The sequence below is a fragment of the Desulfitobacterium sp. PCE1 genome, from assembly GCF_000384015.1.
In the GTDB taxonomy this organism is placed as follows: Bacteria; Bacillota; Desulfitobacteriia; order Desulfitobacteriales; family Desulfitobacteriaceae; genus Desulfitobacterium; species Desulfitobacterium dehalogenans.
Window position 1 is genome coordinate 1303970 of record NZ_KB913023.1, and the last position, 14031, is coordinate 1318000.

The window sequence follows — 14031 nt, forward strand, 5'->3', positions numbered from 1 at the left end:
TGTGGGGAAATTTATTATGGCACACAAAAATATTTTTGAAAGACAAGCAATGGTTAAATTGTTACTAGAGGAAGGAGAGTTAACTGAATCTGAAATTAAGAAACAACTTTCTGAGGAGTTTAATTGTTCAAAAAGTGCCATACATGCAGATATTATATATTTTCGTACTAGAGGCTTAACTGAAACTATTTTTCAGAATAAAAGTATGCGTAAATTTATATGTGAAAGAGATTGTTACACTTGCCAATACTGTGGAATTACAACAAACATCAATGGTATTGTTGAGCATATAATTCCTGCATATGAGAGGGGTGTTGCAAAGCCATATAACCTAGTATATGCATGTCAAAAATGTAACACTTTGAAACGAAGGCAAGTTTGGATTCCTATAAATTTTGAAATTATTACAAAAGATAATCCTGAATGGAAAGAAAAAGTATTATTACGAGCAGTGAAAGATTTTAGAAAATAAAAACAGTCAATATTAGAAGTCCTCGGTGGGAGATGAAAACATATGCCGGACTATCTTGATTACCAGAAATCAATAGCAGCAGAATTTAAAGCTTTTGAAAAGCGTGTACGAAACTTAATAGATGATAGAAATTGGGGTGAAGAAGGTCGATATAAAGAAGCAGTGCTTAAAAATTACTTGAGGCGCGTTCTCCCTAAAAACTTATCTATAGGTACAGGATTTGTGAGAAATGGGGATGAAATCACTACACAAATTGATATTATTATATTTGATAATACATACCCGTTGCTATTTTCAGAAGGAGACTTTGTTATAACTACAAGCTCAAATGTAATCGGTATTATTGAGGTCAAGAGCAATATACTTCCAAGCGACCTATGTGAAATAGTCGAAAAGGCAAATCGTAACGCAGAGATAATTGCGAAGGGAACATGCTTTGGTTTATTTAATGGGATATTTTCTTATAATGCCGAGGAAGACGTACGAAGATATTATAGTGCACTTAATAATCATGACTTTTCTCATTTAATTCATGAGAGTTTTAATCAACCCGTTTCCCCCAAGTTGTCATACTGTGTAAACCATATGTCATTGGGGGGAAGCCATTTTATTAAGTTGTGGTCACTTGGGCAAGACCAAGAAGAAAGTAGAGAATATCTTTCTGAAGACCCAACTAAGTATGCAGCATATTATAGTTTATATAAAATGCAAAACGATTTGGCATTTTCATATTTTCTATCTAACTTACAGGAGTGCATTATCAGGGTTTCTACTACCAATAATAATCGGAACCTTCCAACCGGGATAGATAGATTTTTATATCCCATTGAGGGAGGTAAAGAAACATGCCTTTTCAATAGGGTCTATCTAAAGAAAAGTTGATAGGTGACGATTCTATTTATTATCGCATGCATATTAGCAAAGTGTTCCTTATGTGAAATCAATGGAGTTTGGAAAATACCCTTGGGAGAAACAGATATTTGTTAAAAATGTACTGATACCTGAATTTTCTATTTCAATTCCCCTGTTTATGAGTAGAGTGAAACAGGTTATTGTTTTTAATTCTGTAACTAAGGCAGATATTAAAACTAAAGATAGCTATCGCTTAAGAAAAGTTCATAAGACTGCGTCTCATGAGTTTCAACACTGGGGCGATCATATTTCAACTGTATGGGGACAAAAAAATTTGATTTATACTTATAATGCAATGAATGCAAGAATTTTAAATGATGAGGCGGAATTTTGGCGACTAAATATATTATGGAAACATATTAATCAGAACAAGCTATTAAAGTATTACACAACTATCAATGAAAAATATCAAGGCTCTACTAAATGTCCCTGGATTGCGCGTTTGACTTGCGGATTAAGATTCGATCATGAAGGTAAATTAGACCAAACAAAACCTATAATGTTTACCCGTTTTATGACTCAAACTGGCGAAGAAGTCTGTAGAGCACCATTTACGGTTGAATCTCTACTAGAAGTTAATGCAATGGCATCTGAATTTTTAATTGATATTGGATTCTTTGGAGAATTTTCCGGAGAAGAGAGATTAGTAGAAAATAGACTGCTTAATGATAAGTGTATGGAATGGCTATACAATCCGGAACTATCAGCTTATTCAATAGCAGCTCATACCGCAGCAAACTCACTCGTTTATAGTGATATTATAGGTGCGTTTTTTATAGCTAGAGCCATTTCACAAGTTTGCTTAAACATGCCTGAGTGCTATTTTAATCAATTGCGTATTCCAAAGGAATATAGAGAAATATTATTATCTCGAAATGAGGAGTTTATTAAAAACAGAGATAGAGGATATCTGTATTCAGTTATCTTTCATAATTTGCATGAAGCATATAAAGGTAAATCTATTGACCCTAGGGATCTGGAACTTGACGAAGTTTTAGAAATATCTAATTTGCCGCCATTAAAAGAAATTAAACAAAAAGCCAAAGAAGAATTACAATTAATGAGAGAAGAGATTATTTCCGGTCCGCTTACAGAAGACCTAAATGATATTCTTGATAAAGGATTTGAGCTATTTGAAAATAGATATTTAGGTAACAAGACTGAAAGCATAATTGCACTGTTAGATAAGTTAAAAATTGTTCCTACGATTATATAGCGGATGAAGAGTTTGATACACCTTTTATGGAGGCTGTATATAATTGGACTTGTTTTACAGATCAATTTTTCTTTAAACTCAAGGAATTTAATGAGGCATGTGGAATTTGAAACGACTTTTTTGGGTATTCTGCTGATAGTGAAGCCGAAAGAGAACAGCTTTTTTATAATTCGACTCCAAAAAGTGGCCTGCAAAGGCAATGGATTATGAAATTTACCCTGCCACCAAGGGGATGTTAGCTTCTTAGGTCATCATTTTTTTCTACTCAAGGCAGGAGGGAGAGGCGGAATTCATAAATGGAGAGCCGTATCCTGGGAGCAAAGCCGTGGTCATTCAAGATGAAAACCGTGAGGCTGAATAATCACCATGTCCCGGAACACGACAACGTTGTCGTGTCCCGGGACATGGTGTTACTTCGGGCAGATCCTAAGCTATGGGTGGAAAAGGCAGAAAATTTGCCAGAAGCCATAAAATATTAAAAAACTATTGCCAGGGAAAAATGAGATTGCTATAATAAACATAACGCGCTAATACTTTAATTAGTTAAAGCGATGAAATGAGTAAAGAGGAGTTGAGGGAGGTTGGCTCGGAATTTCTTAACCATCGCTCTTCCTAAAGGAAAATTATTGACAGACTCTCTAGAGGTTCTGACAAAGATAGGAATCGAATGTCAAGAGGTCAGCGAAGAGTCGAGGAAATTGGTCTTTCCTTTAGAAAAAGCTCAGGCACAGATCATTATTTGCCGCCCTACGGATATTCCGACTTTTGTGGAATATGGTGCAGCGGATGTCGGCTTTGTCGGTAAGGATACACTCTTGGAAGAAAATAAAGATGTGGTGGAGCTTTTGGATCTTGGCTTTGGCTATTGCCGCTTTGTTGTAGCTATGCCGGAAGAAAAGGTTCCTCCCCGCTTACCGGACGGAAAATTTGATCTGAGTGAGTTAAACCATCAAAGGGTGGCGACCAAGTTCCCCCGGGTAGCTGAAGAATTTTTTCGCAAGCAGGGTATGCAGGTTCTTCCCATCAAGCTTCATGGAAATATCGAACTGGCCCCTCGTGTAGGACTCTCGGAGATGATTGTGGACATTGTTTCCACTGGAACCACACTACGGCAAAATAAGCTGGTTGAAGTCGCTCCCATTCTCGAAGCTACGACGAGATTAATTGCGAATCGCGTCGCTTATCGTATGAAATATGAACGCATTAATGAGCTGACTGAGAAGCTTCGTCAGATTCTTTAGAAAGCTCATTAAGATGGAGGGAACAGACATGGAGATTAAGACCCTTAAGGAATTGGATTTGACTACTCTGACGCGCAAGTCTTATGGCAATGATCAATTGCTGGAAGATAAAGTAGCCGAGATTCTTTCTGAAATTAAGAAGGAAGGGGATCTTGCTCTCTATGCTTTAACGGAGAAATTCGATGGGGTGGATCTCCGTGGTTCAGGGCTTCGCGTCCAAAAAGAAGAGTTGACCAGGGCATACGCCCAGGTGGATGAGGAATTCCTGGAAGCCCTGCGACTTGCCAAAGAAAATATTACTTCTTATCACGAAAAGCAAAAGCGTACTTCATGGCTGGATGCCAAAGAGGATGGAAGTGTCTTAGGGCAGCTTTTACTTCCACTTAAACGGGTTGGTATCTATGTTCCGGGAGGAACCGCCGCTTATCCCTCTTCAGTGCTGATGAATGCAGTACCCGCTGTGGTAGCAGGGGTCGAAGAGATCGTTATGGTCAGTCCCCCGCGAAAGGATGGAACCTTATTGCCTGAAGTCCTGGTAGCCGCTGCGGAAGCCGGAGTCACCGAAATCTATAAGGTAGGAGGGGCTCAAGCCATTGCAGCTTTAGCCTTCGGCACTGAGGAAATCTCCCCTGTGGATAAAATTACCGGACCCGGAAACATCTACGTCACCCTGGCGAAAAAGCAGGTCTTTGGTACCGTGGATATTGATATGCTGGCCGGCCCCAGTGAGATTTTGATTTTAGCCGATGAGTCCGCAAAACCGGAAGAGCTTGCCGCCGATCTTCTTTCCCAAGCCGAACATGACCCGTTAGCTTCGTCCATTTTAGTCTCTCCTGATCGGAAATTGCTGGAGGAGACAGTGGTGGAAGTGGAACGGCAATTAAATCTGCTTCCACGGCAGGAGATCGCCCGAGCCTCATGGGAGGCCTATGGGGCGGCGATTTTGGTTAAGGATCTGGAAGAGGGAATGGACTTGGCCAACCAAATTGCTCCCGAACATTTTGAGCTGGTGGTTAAGGAGCCCTACAGTTGGCTGGGGCAGGTAAAAAATGCCGGGGCTGTCTTCCTGGGACGCTTCTCGCCGGAACCCGTAGGGGATTATTTTGCCGGTCCCAATCATGTATTGCCTACGGGAGGTACTGCCCGTTTTTATTCCCCTTTAAATGTGGATACCTTTATGAAGAAGGTCAGTGTCATAAGTTATTCAGAAAAAGCTTTGCGGCGTGACGGTCGGCACATTGCTCATTTAGCCCGTAAAGAAGGACTTGAGGCCCATGCCCGGGCAGTGGAGGCAAGAAAGCTATGGTAGATAAAATGAACCTTGAAGAATGGATTCGACCAAAAATACGGACTCTAAATGCCTATGAAAGCAAGTCCATCCCCAACTGTGTACGCTTGGACGCCAATGAAAATCCTTTGTCTTGGCCTCAAGGAATGATTGAGCAATTACTGGGTTCATCCCTTGCCTTTAATCGCTACCCTGATGGAGGAGCTCAAGAACTCAAGCAAGCCCTTTCCGGTTATACAGGAGTACCTGGTGAGGGAATTTTAACGGGAAATGGCTCTGACGAGCTGATCCAGCTGCTCATGACGACTTTTGGAGGAGAGAATCGGGCCGTCGTTGTTCATCCGCCCACATTTAGTATGTATGGAGCAGCGGCCAGGGTGACCGGAACTGATGTTCTTGAAATTCCTCTTCTCCTCACAGAAGATGGGCGGGATTTCCGTCTGGATGTGGAAGGGATACTTAAGGCAGCGGCCCAGTCTCAGGTACATATGATTGTACTCTGCAATCCCAATAATCCAACGGGAACCCTATTCCCTCGGGAAGAGATACTCAGGATTGTGGCAGAATCAGGGAAGATCGTCGTTGTGGATGAAGCCTACGGAGAATTTTCCGGGGAGAGTGTCGTGGATCAGATTCCTCACTGCCCCAATCTCTTAGTGATGAAGACCTTTTCCAAGCTGTTTGCCATGGCTGCTCTCAGGTTGGGTTACCTTCTGGGGCAACCCTCAATGATCGAAGCATTGAACCGGGCTCGTCAACCTTTTAATGTGAACAGCTTTAGTCAAAAGGCGGGAGCCATTGCTCTGAATTATGTTGAGGACTTTGCTGAGCAAGGTCGGACTCTGACAGCTGAGCTGGAGAAGATCGTTGAGGCACTGACCGCTTTTGCTTCGGTAAAGGTTTTTGCAACCCGGGCTAATTTCGTTCTTTTTCAGCCCGAGGATCCGGACCGGGTCTATCAAGAATTGATCGAGAAGGGTTTCTTGATCCGGAATATGGGGAATCTACCGGTGGTGGGCAAGGCTCTGCGGCTCAGCGTAGGTTTGCCTGAAGATAATGAGAGACTTATGAAAGCACTTCGGGAGATTCTAAAATAAATGATCCTACTAACAACTAATTCTATATCTAAAAAAGACCTACAAGCGTAGCTTTATGCACAAAAGCGGAACGGATTTAGCGGAGGGGCGGTCGGGTCAACGAGGCTTTCTTAAGTAGCGAAGCCACGGTTCACATGCAGAAAACAGCGGGGTTTGGTGTCGAAAGTGTCCAGTGGACAGTTTCGCTCAAGGCGGCATGCTACAAAACATACTTATTCGCCGCAGATGCTGTTAAATAAAGCGAGTTGATCAGCCCTGGAGCTATGGAGAACGTGAGTCTCCGATCAAGAAACCTTCCAGCGGAAGGTTTCAGGAGATCACGCCCGAAGGTGCGTTGTGCATGAAGCTACTCGACTCGAGTAAACGGTTTTTCAGTCATCGCAATAATTAGGATAACACCTTGTAAGTGAGGTTTTTAAAATGCGTGAAGCACAGATTGAACGTCAGACCAAAGAAACCATGATTCGAATGAAGCTAAATCTTGATGGAGCCGGAGAAGCTCAGGTCAATACGGGTATCGGCTTCTTTGATCATATGCTTGAGGCCCTGGCCCGGTTTGGCTATCTTGACCTGGAAATAGCTGCCCAAGGGGATTTGCAGGTGGATCCTCATCATACTATAGAAGACTGTGGTATCGTTTTCGGGCAGGCAATACGAGAAGCCTTAGGAGAGCGTCGTGGAATTGAGCGGATTGGAGATACTCTTCTTCCCATGGATGAAGCACTGGTTCAGATTGCTTTGGATCTCTCCAATCGTCCCTATCTGGTCTGGGATGTGGATTGCCCCGATGGGATGGTGGGAGAATTCCCTGTGGAAATGGCGGAGGAGTTTTTTCGGGCGGTGTCCGTCCAGGCAGGGATAACCTTGCATATTCGACTGTTCTCCGGCAGGAATCGCCATCATATTCTGGAGGCGATCTTCAAAGGCTTCGGCCGGGCCTTAGGCTTGGCTCTTCGTGAGAATCCCCGGTTCCAAGGAGTTTTGTCGACAAAGGGAGTGCTTTAAGGAGGTCTTTGTTCTCTATGATAGGAATTATCGATTATGACCGTGGAAATTTGCGCAGTGTAGAAAAGGCTCTCTTAAAATTAGGATATTCGGCTAAGGTTCTGGAATCTCCAGATGAACTGATGGATACGAAAGGTATCATTCTACCGGGAGTGGGCGCATTCGCCGATGCTATGGCGGCCCTTGAAGAAAAAGGATGGATTGAGCCTTTAATTCGCTATGCCTGTTCAGGAAAGCCCTTTTTGGGGATTTGTCTCGGCATGCAAGTGCTTTTTGAGGTCGGGGAAGAGCATGGGGAACATAAGGGATTAGGATTGCTCCCCGGAAGAGTAGTGAGGTTCCCTGTGGGTCGAAAGGTTCCTCATATGGGATGGAATACACTTTATCAGGAAAAACCTTGCCGCCTTCTTCAGGGGATTCCGGATGAAGCCTTTTTTTATTTTGTTCATTCTTATTATGTTTTGAGTGAAGAGCAGGAGATTCTCGCGGGGACGAGTGATTATGGAGTACTTTTTCCCGCTCTCGTGGGAAGAGATACGGTTTGGGGGGCACAATTCCACCCTGAGAAATCCAGTCCTTGGGGGCTTAAATTATTGGAGAACTTCGGAAAGTGGGTGAATGAGGATGCGACTATTTCCGGCCATTGATCTTAAAGAGGGGAAAGCTGTCCGCCTGCTCCAGGGGAGGATGGAGAATGCTACCGTATATGGGGATCAGCCGCTAGAAGTGGCTCGGAATTTTAAGGCTCAGGGGGCTGATTCTCTCCACGTGGTGGATTTGGACGGTGCCTTCGCCGGCAAACCTGTAAATGATGCAGTGATACTTAAGCTTATTCAATCCTCCGGGCTGCGGGTACAGGTGGGAGGAGGAATTCGAACGCTTGAGAGAATAGAGGAGCTCCTGGAGTTAGGGGTTGAAAGGGTCATCCTCGGTACAGTGGCTGTGCGCCATTCCGAACTGGTAGAAAAAGCAGTAGAACGCTTTGGGGAAGCCATCGTGGTGGGAATTGACGCGAAGGATGGCTTGGTAGCGGTACAGGGCTGGGCGGAAAAGACTCAAATAAGGGCTCTGGATTTGGCTTTGAAAATGAAGGAAGTCGGGGTGAAGCATCTGGTGTTTACAGATATCTCCCGGGACGGAATGCTTCAAGGTCCCAATATTCAAAGCACGGCTGAATTGGCCAGGTTAAGCGGCCTGCAGGTGGTTGCCTCGGGAGGGATTTCCCGGCTGGAGGATCTCATATTACTCCAAAGGGAGGCAGATAACGGTGCCGCCTTTGAGGGGGCAATCGTGGGCAAGGCTCTCTATACCGACGCTTTCTCCCTGGCTGATGCCCTTAGGGTTGTTCGTCATAGTGGGGGGGCCGTAGATAAGGACCACAAGGGGGAAGGTTGATGTTAGCGAAACGAATTATACCTTGTCTGGATGTTCATGAAGGTCGCGTGGTCAAAGGGACAAATTTCGTTAATCTTCGCGATGCCGGAGATCCCGTGGAGTTGGCGGCTCTTTATGATCGAGAGGGAGCCGATGAACTGGTTTTTCTCGATATCTCGGCATCGGCTGAAGGCCGGGAAACTATGGTTGAACTGGTTCGCAGGACAGCAGAGCAAGTGTTTATTCCTTTTACCATAGGTGGGGGACTGCGAACCGTTGAGGACATTCGTAGGATGTTAAGAGCCGGGGCAGATAAGGTCTCCTTGAATACATCAGCTGTCCAGACCCCTGGGCTGATCGAAGAAGGAGCTCATGCTTTTGGCAGCCAATGCATCGTCGTCGCTATCGATGCCAGGCAGACTCGTCCGGGAACCTGGGAAGTCTATATCCATGGGGGACGGACTCCCACAGGGAAGGATGTTTTGGAGTGGGTGAAGGAAGTGGAGCGCTTAGGTGCGGGTGAAATACTGCTGACTTCCATGGATCGGGACGGGACGAAACATGGGTATGATTTGGAGCTTACCCGTGCTGTAAGCAGAGCAACTTCTCTGCCGGTCATTGCCAGTGGCGGTGCAGGAACTCTGGAGCATCTGGCTGAAGGACTAACGATAGGAGAAGCGGATGCGGTTCTGGCAGCTTCGATTTTTCATTATCAGGAGTATAGCATTGCAGAGGCTAAAGCTTATCTGGAGGCGCGGGGCATTCCGGTGAGGAAGGCTTAGGTAGATCATTCTGAAAAGGACCTGAAAGCTAATTCTCCAGGATTTTGCTTTACACCGGTCGCTCAATAAGCTGCGCGGACAAAACTAACGGCTCAAGCTCTCCGCTCCGAAAGGTGCCCGGCTAAATCGGCTCCTGCCTCATAGCCGGTTGGAAACGTCCTGTTTCCAACCTTTCTCCGCAGCGTGCTTTTCGCGAAGTTTTGTTTCCGCTCGCTTAAATTAGCTCCCTTTTGTAAAGCAAAATCCTTGGGCTGCTTTTCGGGTTTGAGTAGGGTGTTGTAGGAAATGTAGGGCAAGTCGCCTGACCAAAGTTGCTTTTTCCGTCTTTACCGACGCCGCTTAAGCGGCATGGTCGGCTACCCTGAGAAAGCTACGAGGGCCAAAAAGGCCTTGAAGCTAACCCCAGAAAGTCCTCACAAAAGGCCCTGAGACCCCAAGCGAAAATAAAAGAGACCCGCAAGGCGTAGCTTTGCGCACAAAAGCGAAACGGATTTAGCGGAGGGGCGGCCGGGGTGAACGAGGCTTTCTTAACATAGCGTAGCCACTGGTTTACATGCAGAAAACAGCGGGGTTTGGCGCAGTTGTTAAGAAAGCGAGTTGACCAGCCCCGGAGCTATGGAGTGAGCGTTGTGCGTAAAGCTACGCGACCCGAGCAGCTTTTCCCCCTGCTGGTGCTGTGGCAGAGGCATGACCGTGGCAAAACTAGAAATCATGTACAAAGAGGTGGGGATTTAATGAATACATATAATCCTAAAGAGTCACAGGCTCAGGTCCCCCAAGGGATACGCTGGAATGCCGAGGGTTTAATTCCTGCCATCGTGCAGGATGTGGATACAAAAGAAGTCCTGATGCTGGCTTATATGAATGAAGAAGCACTCAGACTTACTCTTCAGGAGGGAAGGGCTTGGTATTTCAGTCGAAGCCGTCAATCCCTATGGCTGAAAGGGGAAAGTTCAGGCAATACCCAAGAGGTTATGGATCTCCGTTTTGATTGCGATCGGGACACTATTCTGCTGATGGTAAAGCAGAAGGGGGTAGCCTGCCATGAGGATTTTTATTCCTGTTTTCATTATGGGATCCAGGGAGGAGACTATGTAACTCTTGGACGACCTAAAGAAGTTCCTTTAATTTCCTTAGGAAGGACTATGGAGTTATTGGCAGAGGTCATTCACTCACGGAATATAGAACGTCCGGAAGGAGCCTATACAACCTATCTGTTTAACAAGGGGCTGGACAAGATCCTCAAAAAGATTGGGGAGGAAAGCGCGGAGACAATTATTGCTGCTAAAAATAGTTCGGCTGAGGAGATTCGTTATGAAGTCGCGGACCTCATTTATCACGTGCTGGTAATGTTGGAAGAACGGGGAGTAAGTTTAAAGGATATTGCCCAGGAGTTGCACTCACGAAGAAAATAGTCAGACGAAAATTGAATCCTTATAAAGAGGGCTTGGAGACCTTCTTTATAAGGATTCTTTCTTTAATGCCTCCTTTATTTGTCTCATATTGGTAGATAGCGCCCATAAGCAATTGTTAAGAAAATGTGATTAAAGGATAAGCTATTTTAATCTCAGGATTCGTATGGTATTATTTGTAGAGAATTACACTAAAACAGGTTAAGGTAATTCTAGGTTGGTCACTATAAGCAATAAAGAGGGTATAGATAAAAAAGGAGCTGGAGTTGTTGTTTGACCAAAAAAAACTAAGAAGTAGAAAACTATCGTTTATAGGCATTGTCCTGATAACACTTGGGTTATTAACTGCGTGCAATGGGAAACCTGTACAAAAGGAAGAAGTTAAAAAGTTTGACAGCACGGATATCGCCATGGGTACGGTCATAAGTCAAAGGGTCTTTGGGGATAATGGACAGGCAGCAATCGACGAAGCTCTGGAGAAGATCAGGAGCCTGGAGAACCTTTTGACCTTCAATGCTCCAGGGGGGGATGTTAACAAACTCAATGAATATGCTGGAAAGCAAAGTGTAGAGCTCCAGCCGGAGACATTGCTTATTTTGAAAGAGTCCAAGAAAGTAGCCGAACTCAGCGGGGGAGCCTTCGATGTAACCGTTGGTCCTATAGTGAAAAGTTGGGGAATTGGTACGGATAATGCACGAATTCCATCTGAAGCGGAATTAAAAGAACTGTTGCCTCTCGTCAATTATAAGAATTTGATTATTGAGGGGAACACAGCTTACCTTAAACAAGCGGGCCAGATGGTGGATTTGGGCGGTATTGCCAAAGGGTATGCCGGAGACGCAGCTGTTGAAGTCTATAAAAAGCTTGGTATAACTTCCGCCTTCATCAATCTTGGCGGTAATGTGGTTACAGTGGGAAGTAAGCCTGATGGCAGCCTTTGGACTGTTGGGGTGCGTAACCCCCGTCCCGCTAATGAAGAAGACGATCAGATTGTGGGTATGATTACTGTAGCGGATAAAGCGGTTGTGACTGCCGGGGACGATCAGCGTTTTTTTGAAGTAGACGGTGTACGTTATCACCATATTCTTAATCCTCACACAGGCTATCCTGCCCAATCGGATTTGATGAGTGTCACCTTGGTGACGGATTCTTCTTTGGTGGCCGATGCCTTGGACACAGCTGTATATATTCTTGGCTTGGAAAAAGGTAGAGCGATGCTCGAAAAGTATGGTGGAGTTGAAGCTGTTTTTATCACCAGAGATAAAAAAATCTATATTACAGATGGACTTAAGGATAGTTTCCAATTCTATGATGAAAGCAAGGAATATGAGTTGGTCGAAGAATAAGGCCTATTAATTGCCGGGTATAGGGGACTGGAGATAAACATGAAAGCAGAAGGTAAAAGAAAAAAAGGTGATTTGATCATTATTCTGGTCGTTCTCTTAATCGGAGTTGGTGCGGCAATGCCTTGGCTTTGGAATCAGGTTAATCCAGGAGAAAAAAGTGCAGGGCGGGAACATATTGCTGTCATTACCCGGGACGGTAAGGAAGTTGCCAGAATTAATCTAGATAGTGTAACTGAACCCCAGCATTTTCATTATGAAGATGGAATTGAATTAACGATAGTTGCTGAGAACGGAACGATTCGATTTTTAGAATCCCAATGTCCTGACCAAATCTGTGTAAGATCCGGAGTTTTGAGTAAGCCCGGTGATTTCGCGGCCTGTTTGCCTGCGGGAACCATAGTGACCATTGAGGGTGATGAATATGAATAGAAGTAAGCGCTTTGCGATAATTATCATCCTGGTCACCAATGCGATCATTATATCCTTTCTTGAATCCTTCATTCCCGTACCAATTCCTGTACCCGGTATTAAGCTGGGTTTGGGTAATATTATTACCATGATCGCCATTGTTTTTTTGGGATTTAAAGATGTCTTATTTATTGTGTTAGTCCGTTGTTTTGTAGTGGCTATACTGACCCGGGGCGTAATGATGCTTGCCTTTAGCTTGACGGGAGGTATATTAAGTGCACTGGTCATGTGGCTGCTGTACAGAAAACTCTCCAGATTTTTCAGTATTAAGGGAATAAGCATTGCTGGAGCTATCGTTCATAATACGACCCAGATTACCGTGGCATCCTTCATTCTTGGTCAAGCGGTGGTTTTCTATTACTTGCCAATACTTCTTATATCCGCCGTAGTTACAGGCTTGGTCACCGGGAGTATAGGTGAACTGGCAATTAATGAAATAAATAAAAAAGAAATTTTCAAAAAAGATCCTGAGCCCCATGAAAGTGCTGAAGAGCAGGTTGCTTTAGATGACAATAAAGAAGTACAGGATTCCGGTGTAGAAGGGAATTAAGATGAAATACAGTAGAAGAGATTTGAGTGGCCTATGGCGAAGGATTTAACAGCAATACATTCTGACGAAGAAAATAAGGGGTTAAATAAAGCGGAATACTTTAGGATGGATGGACTTGTCAAGCTAATCCTAGCGATTCTGCTTATGGTTATGCCCTTTTGGTTCCGGTACCCTTTGAGCTTTGGACTTTTAAGCATTTATTTAATCCTGATCGCATGGGTTTTTAAGGTTGATTTGAGAACAGTAGCGATCAGCGGGGCGTCCTTTGGAATTATTGTACTCATTCCTTATTTCTTCGGCTTGTTCATGAATGCTCTCTTCTTTTATTTTTCCCGGAATCCCATGTTTGCTTTCCAAGGGTTTGGCGCGGTTTTCCTAAGGCTTTTTAAGATTTTTGTTATTTGGTATATCAGTATCCTGTATTTCCACACCACGCCAATGAGAACCTTTATCGGAATGCTGGATAAATTTTTAATGCCTTTAAAAAAGCTAGGGCTGCCGGTTCAAGATTATTTGAAGGTTGTTATGTGTATCGTAGACCAGCTGAAAGATACAGGCTCTGAAGTTAAAAAGAGCTTGGGAGAAAAAATGCGTGCTGTAGTTGGGGAAGAGAGGCGTAAGCTCAGAATTAATGTGAAAGGGATTTCTCAGATTATCGTTAATCTTATCGTTGATTCCTTCGAAAAAATTGATAAAATTCAAGAATATGTTGATAAAGTGAGTCCCGAGGAGTTGTACCATTATCGGTTCAAATTCACTCTTAAGGACGGAGTAGCTCTTGTGAGTTTCGCCGTGTTTGTAGGGATCATTTGGATTATAGAGAATGGAATAATACATGGGATACTATAGAAGTAGTAAGGCTGGAGTA

15 protein-coding genes are annotated in these 14031 nt (G+C 44.2%); all 15 read left to right on the forward strand.

The window, feature by feature from the left end; translation table 11 throughout:
• The first annotated feature begins 16 nt into the window (after positions 1-16).
• The 15 genes from DESPCE1_RS21115 to DESPCE1_RS0106545 all read left to right on the forward strand — a co-directional run bounded on the left by DESPCE1_RS21115 (position 17) and on the right by DESPCE1_RS0106545 (position 14012).
• The gene (locus tag DESPCE1_RS21115) at positions 17-472 is read left to right on the forward strand and encodes an HNH endonuclease (protein ID WP_033422383.1); all 456 of its coding nucleotides are present in this window, start codon (positions 17-19) and stop codon (positions 470-472) included.
• Between the two features lie 42 nt (positions 473-514).
• Positions 515-1354, forward strand: a complete 840-nt coding sequence (locus DESPCE1_RS0106475) for a DUF6602 domain-containing protein (RefSeq protein WP_019849872.1) — start codon at positions 515-517, stop codon at positions 1352-1354.
• 52 nt (positions 1355-1406) lie between these two features.
• A complete protein-coding gene (locus tag DESPCE1_RS0106480; RefSeq protein ID WP_019849873.1) occupies positions 1407-2600 on the forward strand; it encodes a hypothetical protein in 1194 nt (397 codons plus the stop codon).
• Between the two features lie 581 nt (positions 2601-3181).
• Positions 3182-3841, forward strand: a complete 660-nt coding sequence (gene hisG, locus DESPCE1_RS0106490; protein ID WP_019849875.1) for an ATP phosphoribosyltransferase — start codon at positions 3182-3184, stop codon at positions 3839-3841.
• A 28-nt stretch (positions 3842-3869) separates the two neighbouring features.
• The gene (gene hisD, locus DESPCE1_RS0106495; protein ID WP_019849876.1) at positions 3870-5150 is read left to right on the forward strand and encodes a histidinol dehydrogenase; all 1281 of its coding nucleotides are present in this window, start codon (positions 3870-3872) and stop codon (positions 5148-5150) included.
• Positions 5144-6226 (forward strand): histidinol-phosphate transaminase, encoded by a 1083-nt coding sequence (gene hisC / locus DESPCE1_RS0106500; RefSeq protein WP_019849877.1) that lies wholly within the window; start codon positions 5144-5146, stop codon positions 6224-6226. Before hisD ends, hisC begins: the two co-directional genes overlap by 7 nt.
• Before the next feature lie 420 nt (positions 6227-6646).
• Positions 6647-7231 (forward strand): imidazoleglycerol-phosphate dehydratase HisB, encoded by a 585-nt coding sequence (gene hisB, locus DESPCE1_RS0106505; RefSeq protein ID WP_019849878.1) that lies wholly within the window; start codon positions 6647-6649, stop codon positions 7229-7231.
• Between the two features lie 17 nt (positions 7232-7248).
• The gene (gene hisH, locus DESPCE1_RS0106510) at positions 7249-7878 is read left to right on the forward strand and encodes an imidazole glycerol phosphate synthase subunit HisH (protein ID WP_019849879.1); all 630 of its coding nucleotides are present in this window, start codon (positions 7249-7251) and stop codon (positions 7876-7878) included.
• The gene (gene hisA / locus DESPCE1_RS0106515) at positions 7856-8626 is read left to right on the forward strand and encodes a 1-(5-phosphoribosyl)-5-[(5-phosphoribosylamino)methylideneamino]imidazole-4-carboxamide isomerase (RefSeq protein ID WP_019849880.1); all 771 of its coding nucleotides are present in this window, start codon (positions 7856-7858) and stop codon (positions 8624-8626) included. Before hisH ends, hisA begins: the two co-directional genes overlap by 23 nt.
• Positions 8626-9387, forward strand: coding sequence for an imidazole glycerol phosphate synthase subunit HisF (hisF, locus tag DESPCE1_RS0106520; RefSeq protein WP_019849881.1), 762 nt, complete (start codon positions 8626-8628; stop codon positions 9385-9387). Before hisA ends, hisF begins: the two co-directional genes overlap by 1 nt.
• A gap of 734 nt (positions 9388-10121) precedes the next feature.
• Positions 10122-10802 (forward strand): bifunctional phosphoribosyl-AMP cyclohydrolase/phosphoribosyl-ATP diphosphatase HisIE, encoded by a 681-nt coding sequence (gene hisIE / locus DESPCE1_RS0106525; protein WP_019849882.1) that lies wholly within the window; start codon positions 10122-10124, stop codon positions 10800-10802.
• Between the two features lie 266 nt (positions 10803-11068).
• Entirely contained in the window at positions 11069-12145 is a 1077-nt protein-coding gene (locus DESPCE1_RS0106530) for an FAD:protein FMN transferase (protein WP_019849883.1), read from the forward strand.
• Positions 12146-12184: 39 nt separating this feature from the next.
• Positions 12185-12574, forward strand: coding sequence for a NusG domain II-containing protein (locus DESPCE1_RS0106535; protein ID WP_019849884.1), 390 nt, complete (start codon positions 12185-12187; stop codon positions 12572-12574).
• Complete coding sequence (locus DESPCE1_RS21120; RefSeq protein ID WP_019849885.1) at positions 12567-13163, forward strand: Gx transporter family protein; 597 nt, start codon at positions 12567-12569, stop codon at positions 13161-13163. Before DESPCE1_RS0106535 ends, DESPCE1_RS21120 begins: the two co-directional genes overlap by 8 nt.
• A 33-nt stretch (positions 13164-13196) precedes the next feature.
• Positions 13197-14012, forward strand: a complete 816-nt coding sequence (locus DESPCE1_RS0106545; protein ID WP_019849886.1) for an energy-coupling factor transporter transmembrane protein EcfT — start codon at positions 13197-13199, stop codon at positions 14010-14012.
• Positions 14013-14031 lie beyond the last annotated feature (19 nt).

Coding starts and splice junctions, on each gene's coding strand:
- DESPCE1_RS21115 (WP_033422383.1), top strand. CDS start 17: ATGGCACACAAAAATATTTTTGAAAGACAAGCAATGGTTAAATTGTTA.
- DESPCE1_RS0106475 (WP_019849872.1), top strand. CDS start 515: ATGCCGGACTATCTTGATTACCAGAAATCAATAGCAGCAGAATTTAAA.
- hisD (WP_019849876.1), top strand. CDS start 3,870: ATGGAGATTAAGACCCTTAAGGAATTGGATTTGACTACTCTGACGCGC.
- hisC (WP_019849877.1), top strand. CDS start 5,144: ATGGTAGATAAAATGAACCTTGAAGAATGGATTCGACCAAAAATACGG.
- hisB (WP_019849878.1), top strand. CDS start 6,647: ATGCGTGAAGCACAGATTGAACGTCAGACCAAAGAAACCATGATTCGA.
- hisH (WP_019849879.1), top strand. CDS start 7,249: ATGATAGGAATTATCGATTATGACCGTGGAAATTTGCGCAGTGTAGAA.
- hisA (WP_019849880.1), top strand. CDS start 7,856: ATGCGACTATTTCCGGCCATTGATCTTAAAGAGGGGAAAGCTGTCCGC.
- hisF (WP_019849881.1), top strand. CDS start 8,626: ATGTTAGCGAAACGAATTATACCTTGTCTGGATGTTCATGAAGGTCGC.
- hisIE (WP_019849882.1), top strand. CDS start 10,122: ATGAATACATATAATCCTAAAGAGTCACAGGCTCAGGTCCCCCAAGGG.
- DESPCE1_RS0106535 (WP_019849884.1), top strand. CDS start 12,185: ATGAAAGCAGAAGGTAAAAGAAAAAAAGGTGATTTGATCATTATTCTG.
- DESPCE1_RS21120 (WP_019849885.1), top strand. CDS start 12,567: ATGAATAGAAGTAAGCGCTTTGCGATAATTATCATCCTGGTCACCAAT.
- DESPCE1_RS0106545 (WP_019849886.1), top strand. CDS start 13,197: ATGGCGAAGGATTTAACAGCAATACATTCTGACGAAGAAAATAAGGGG.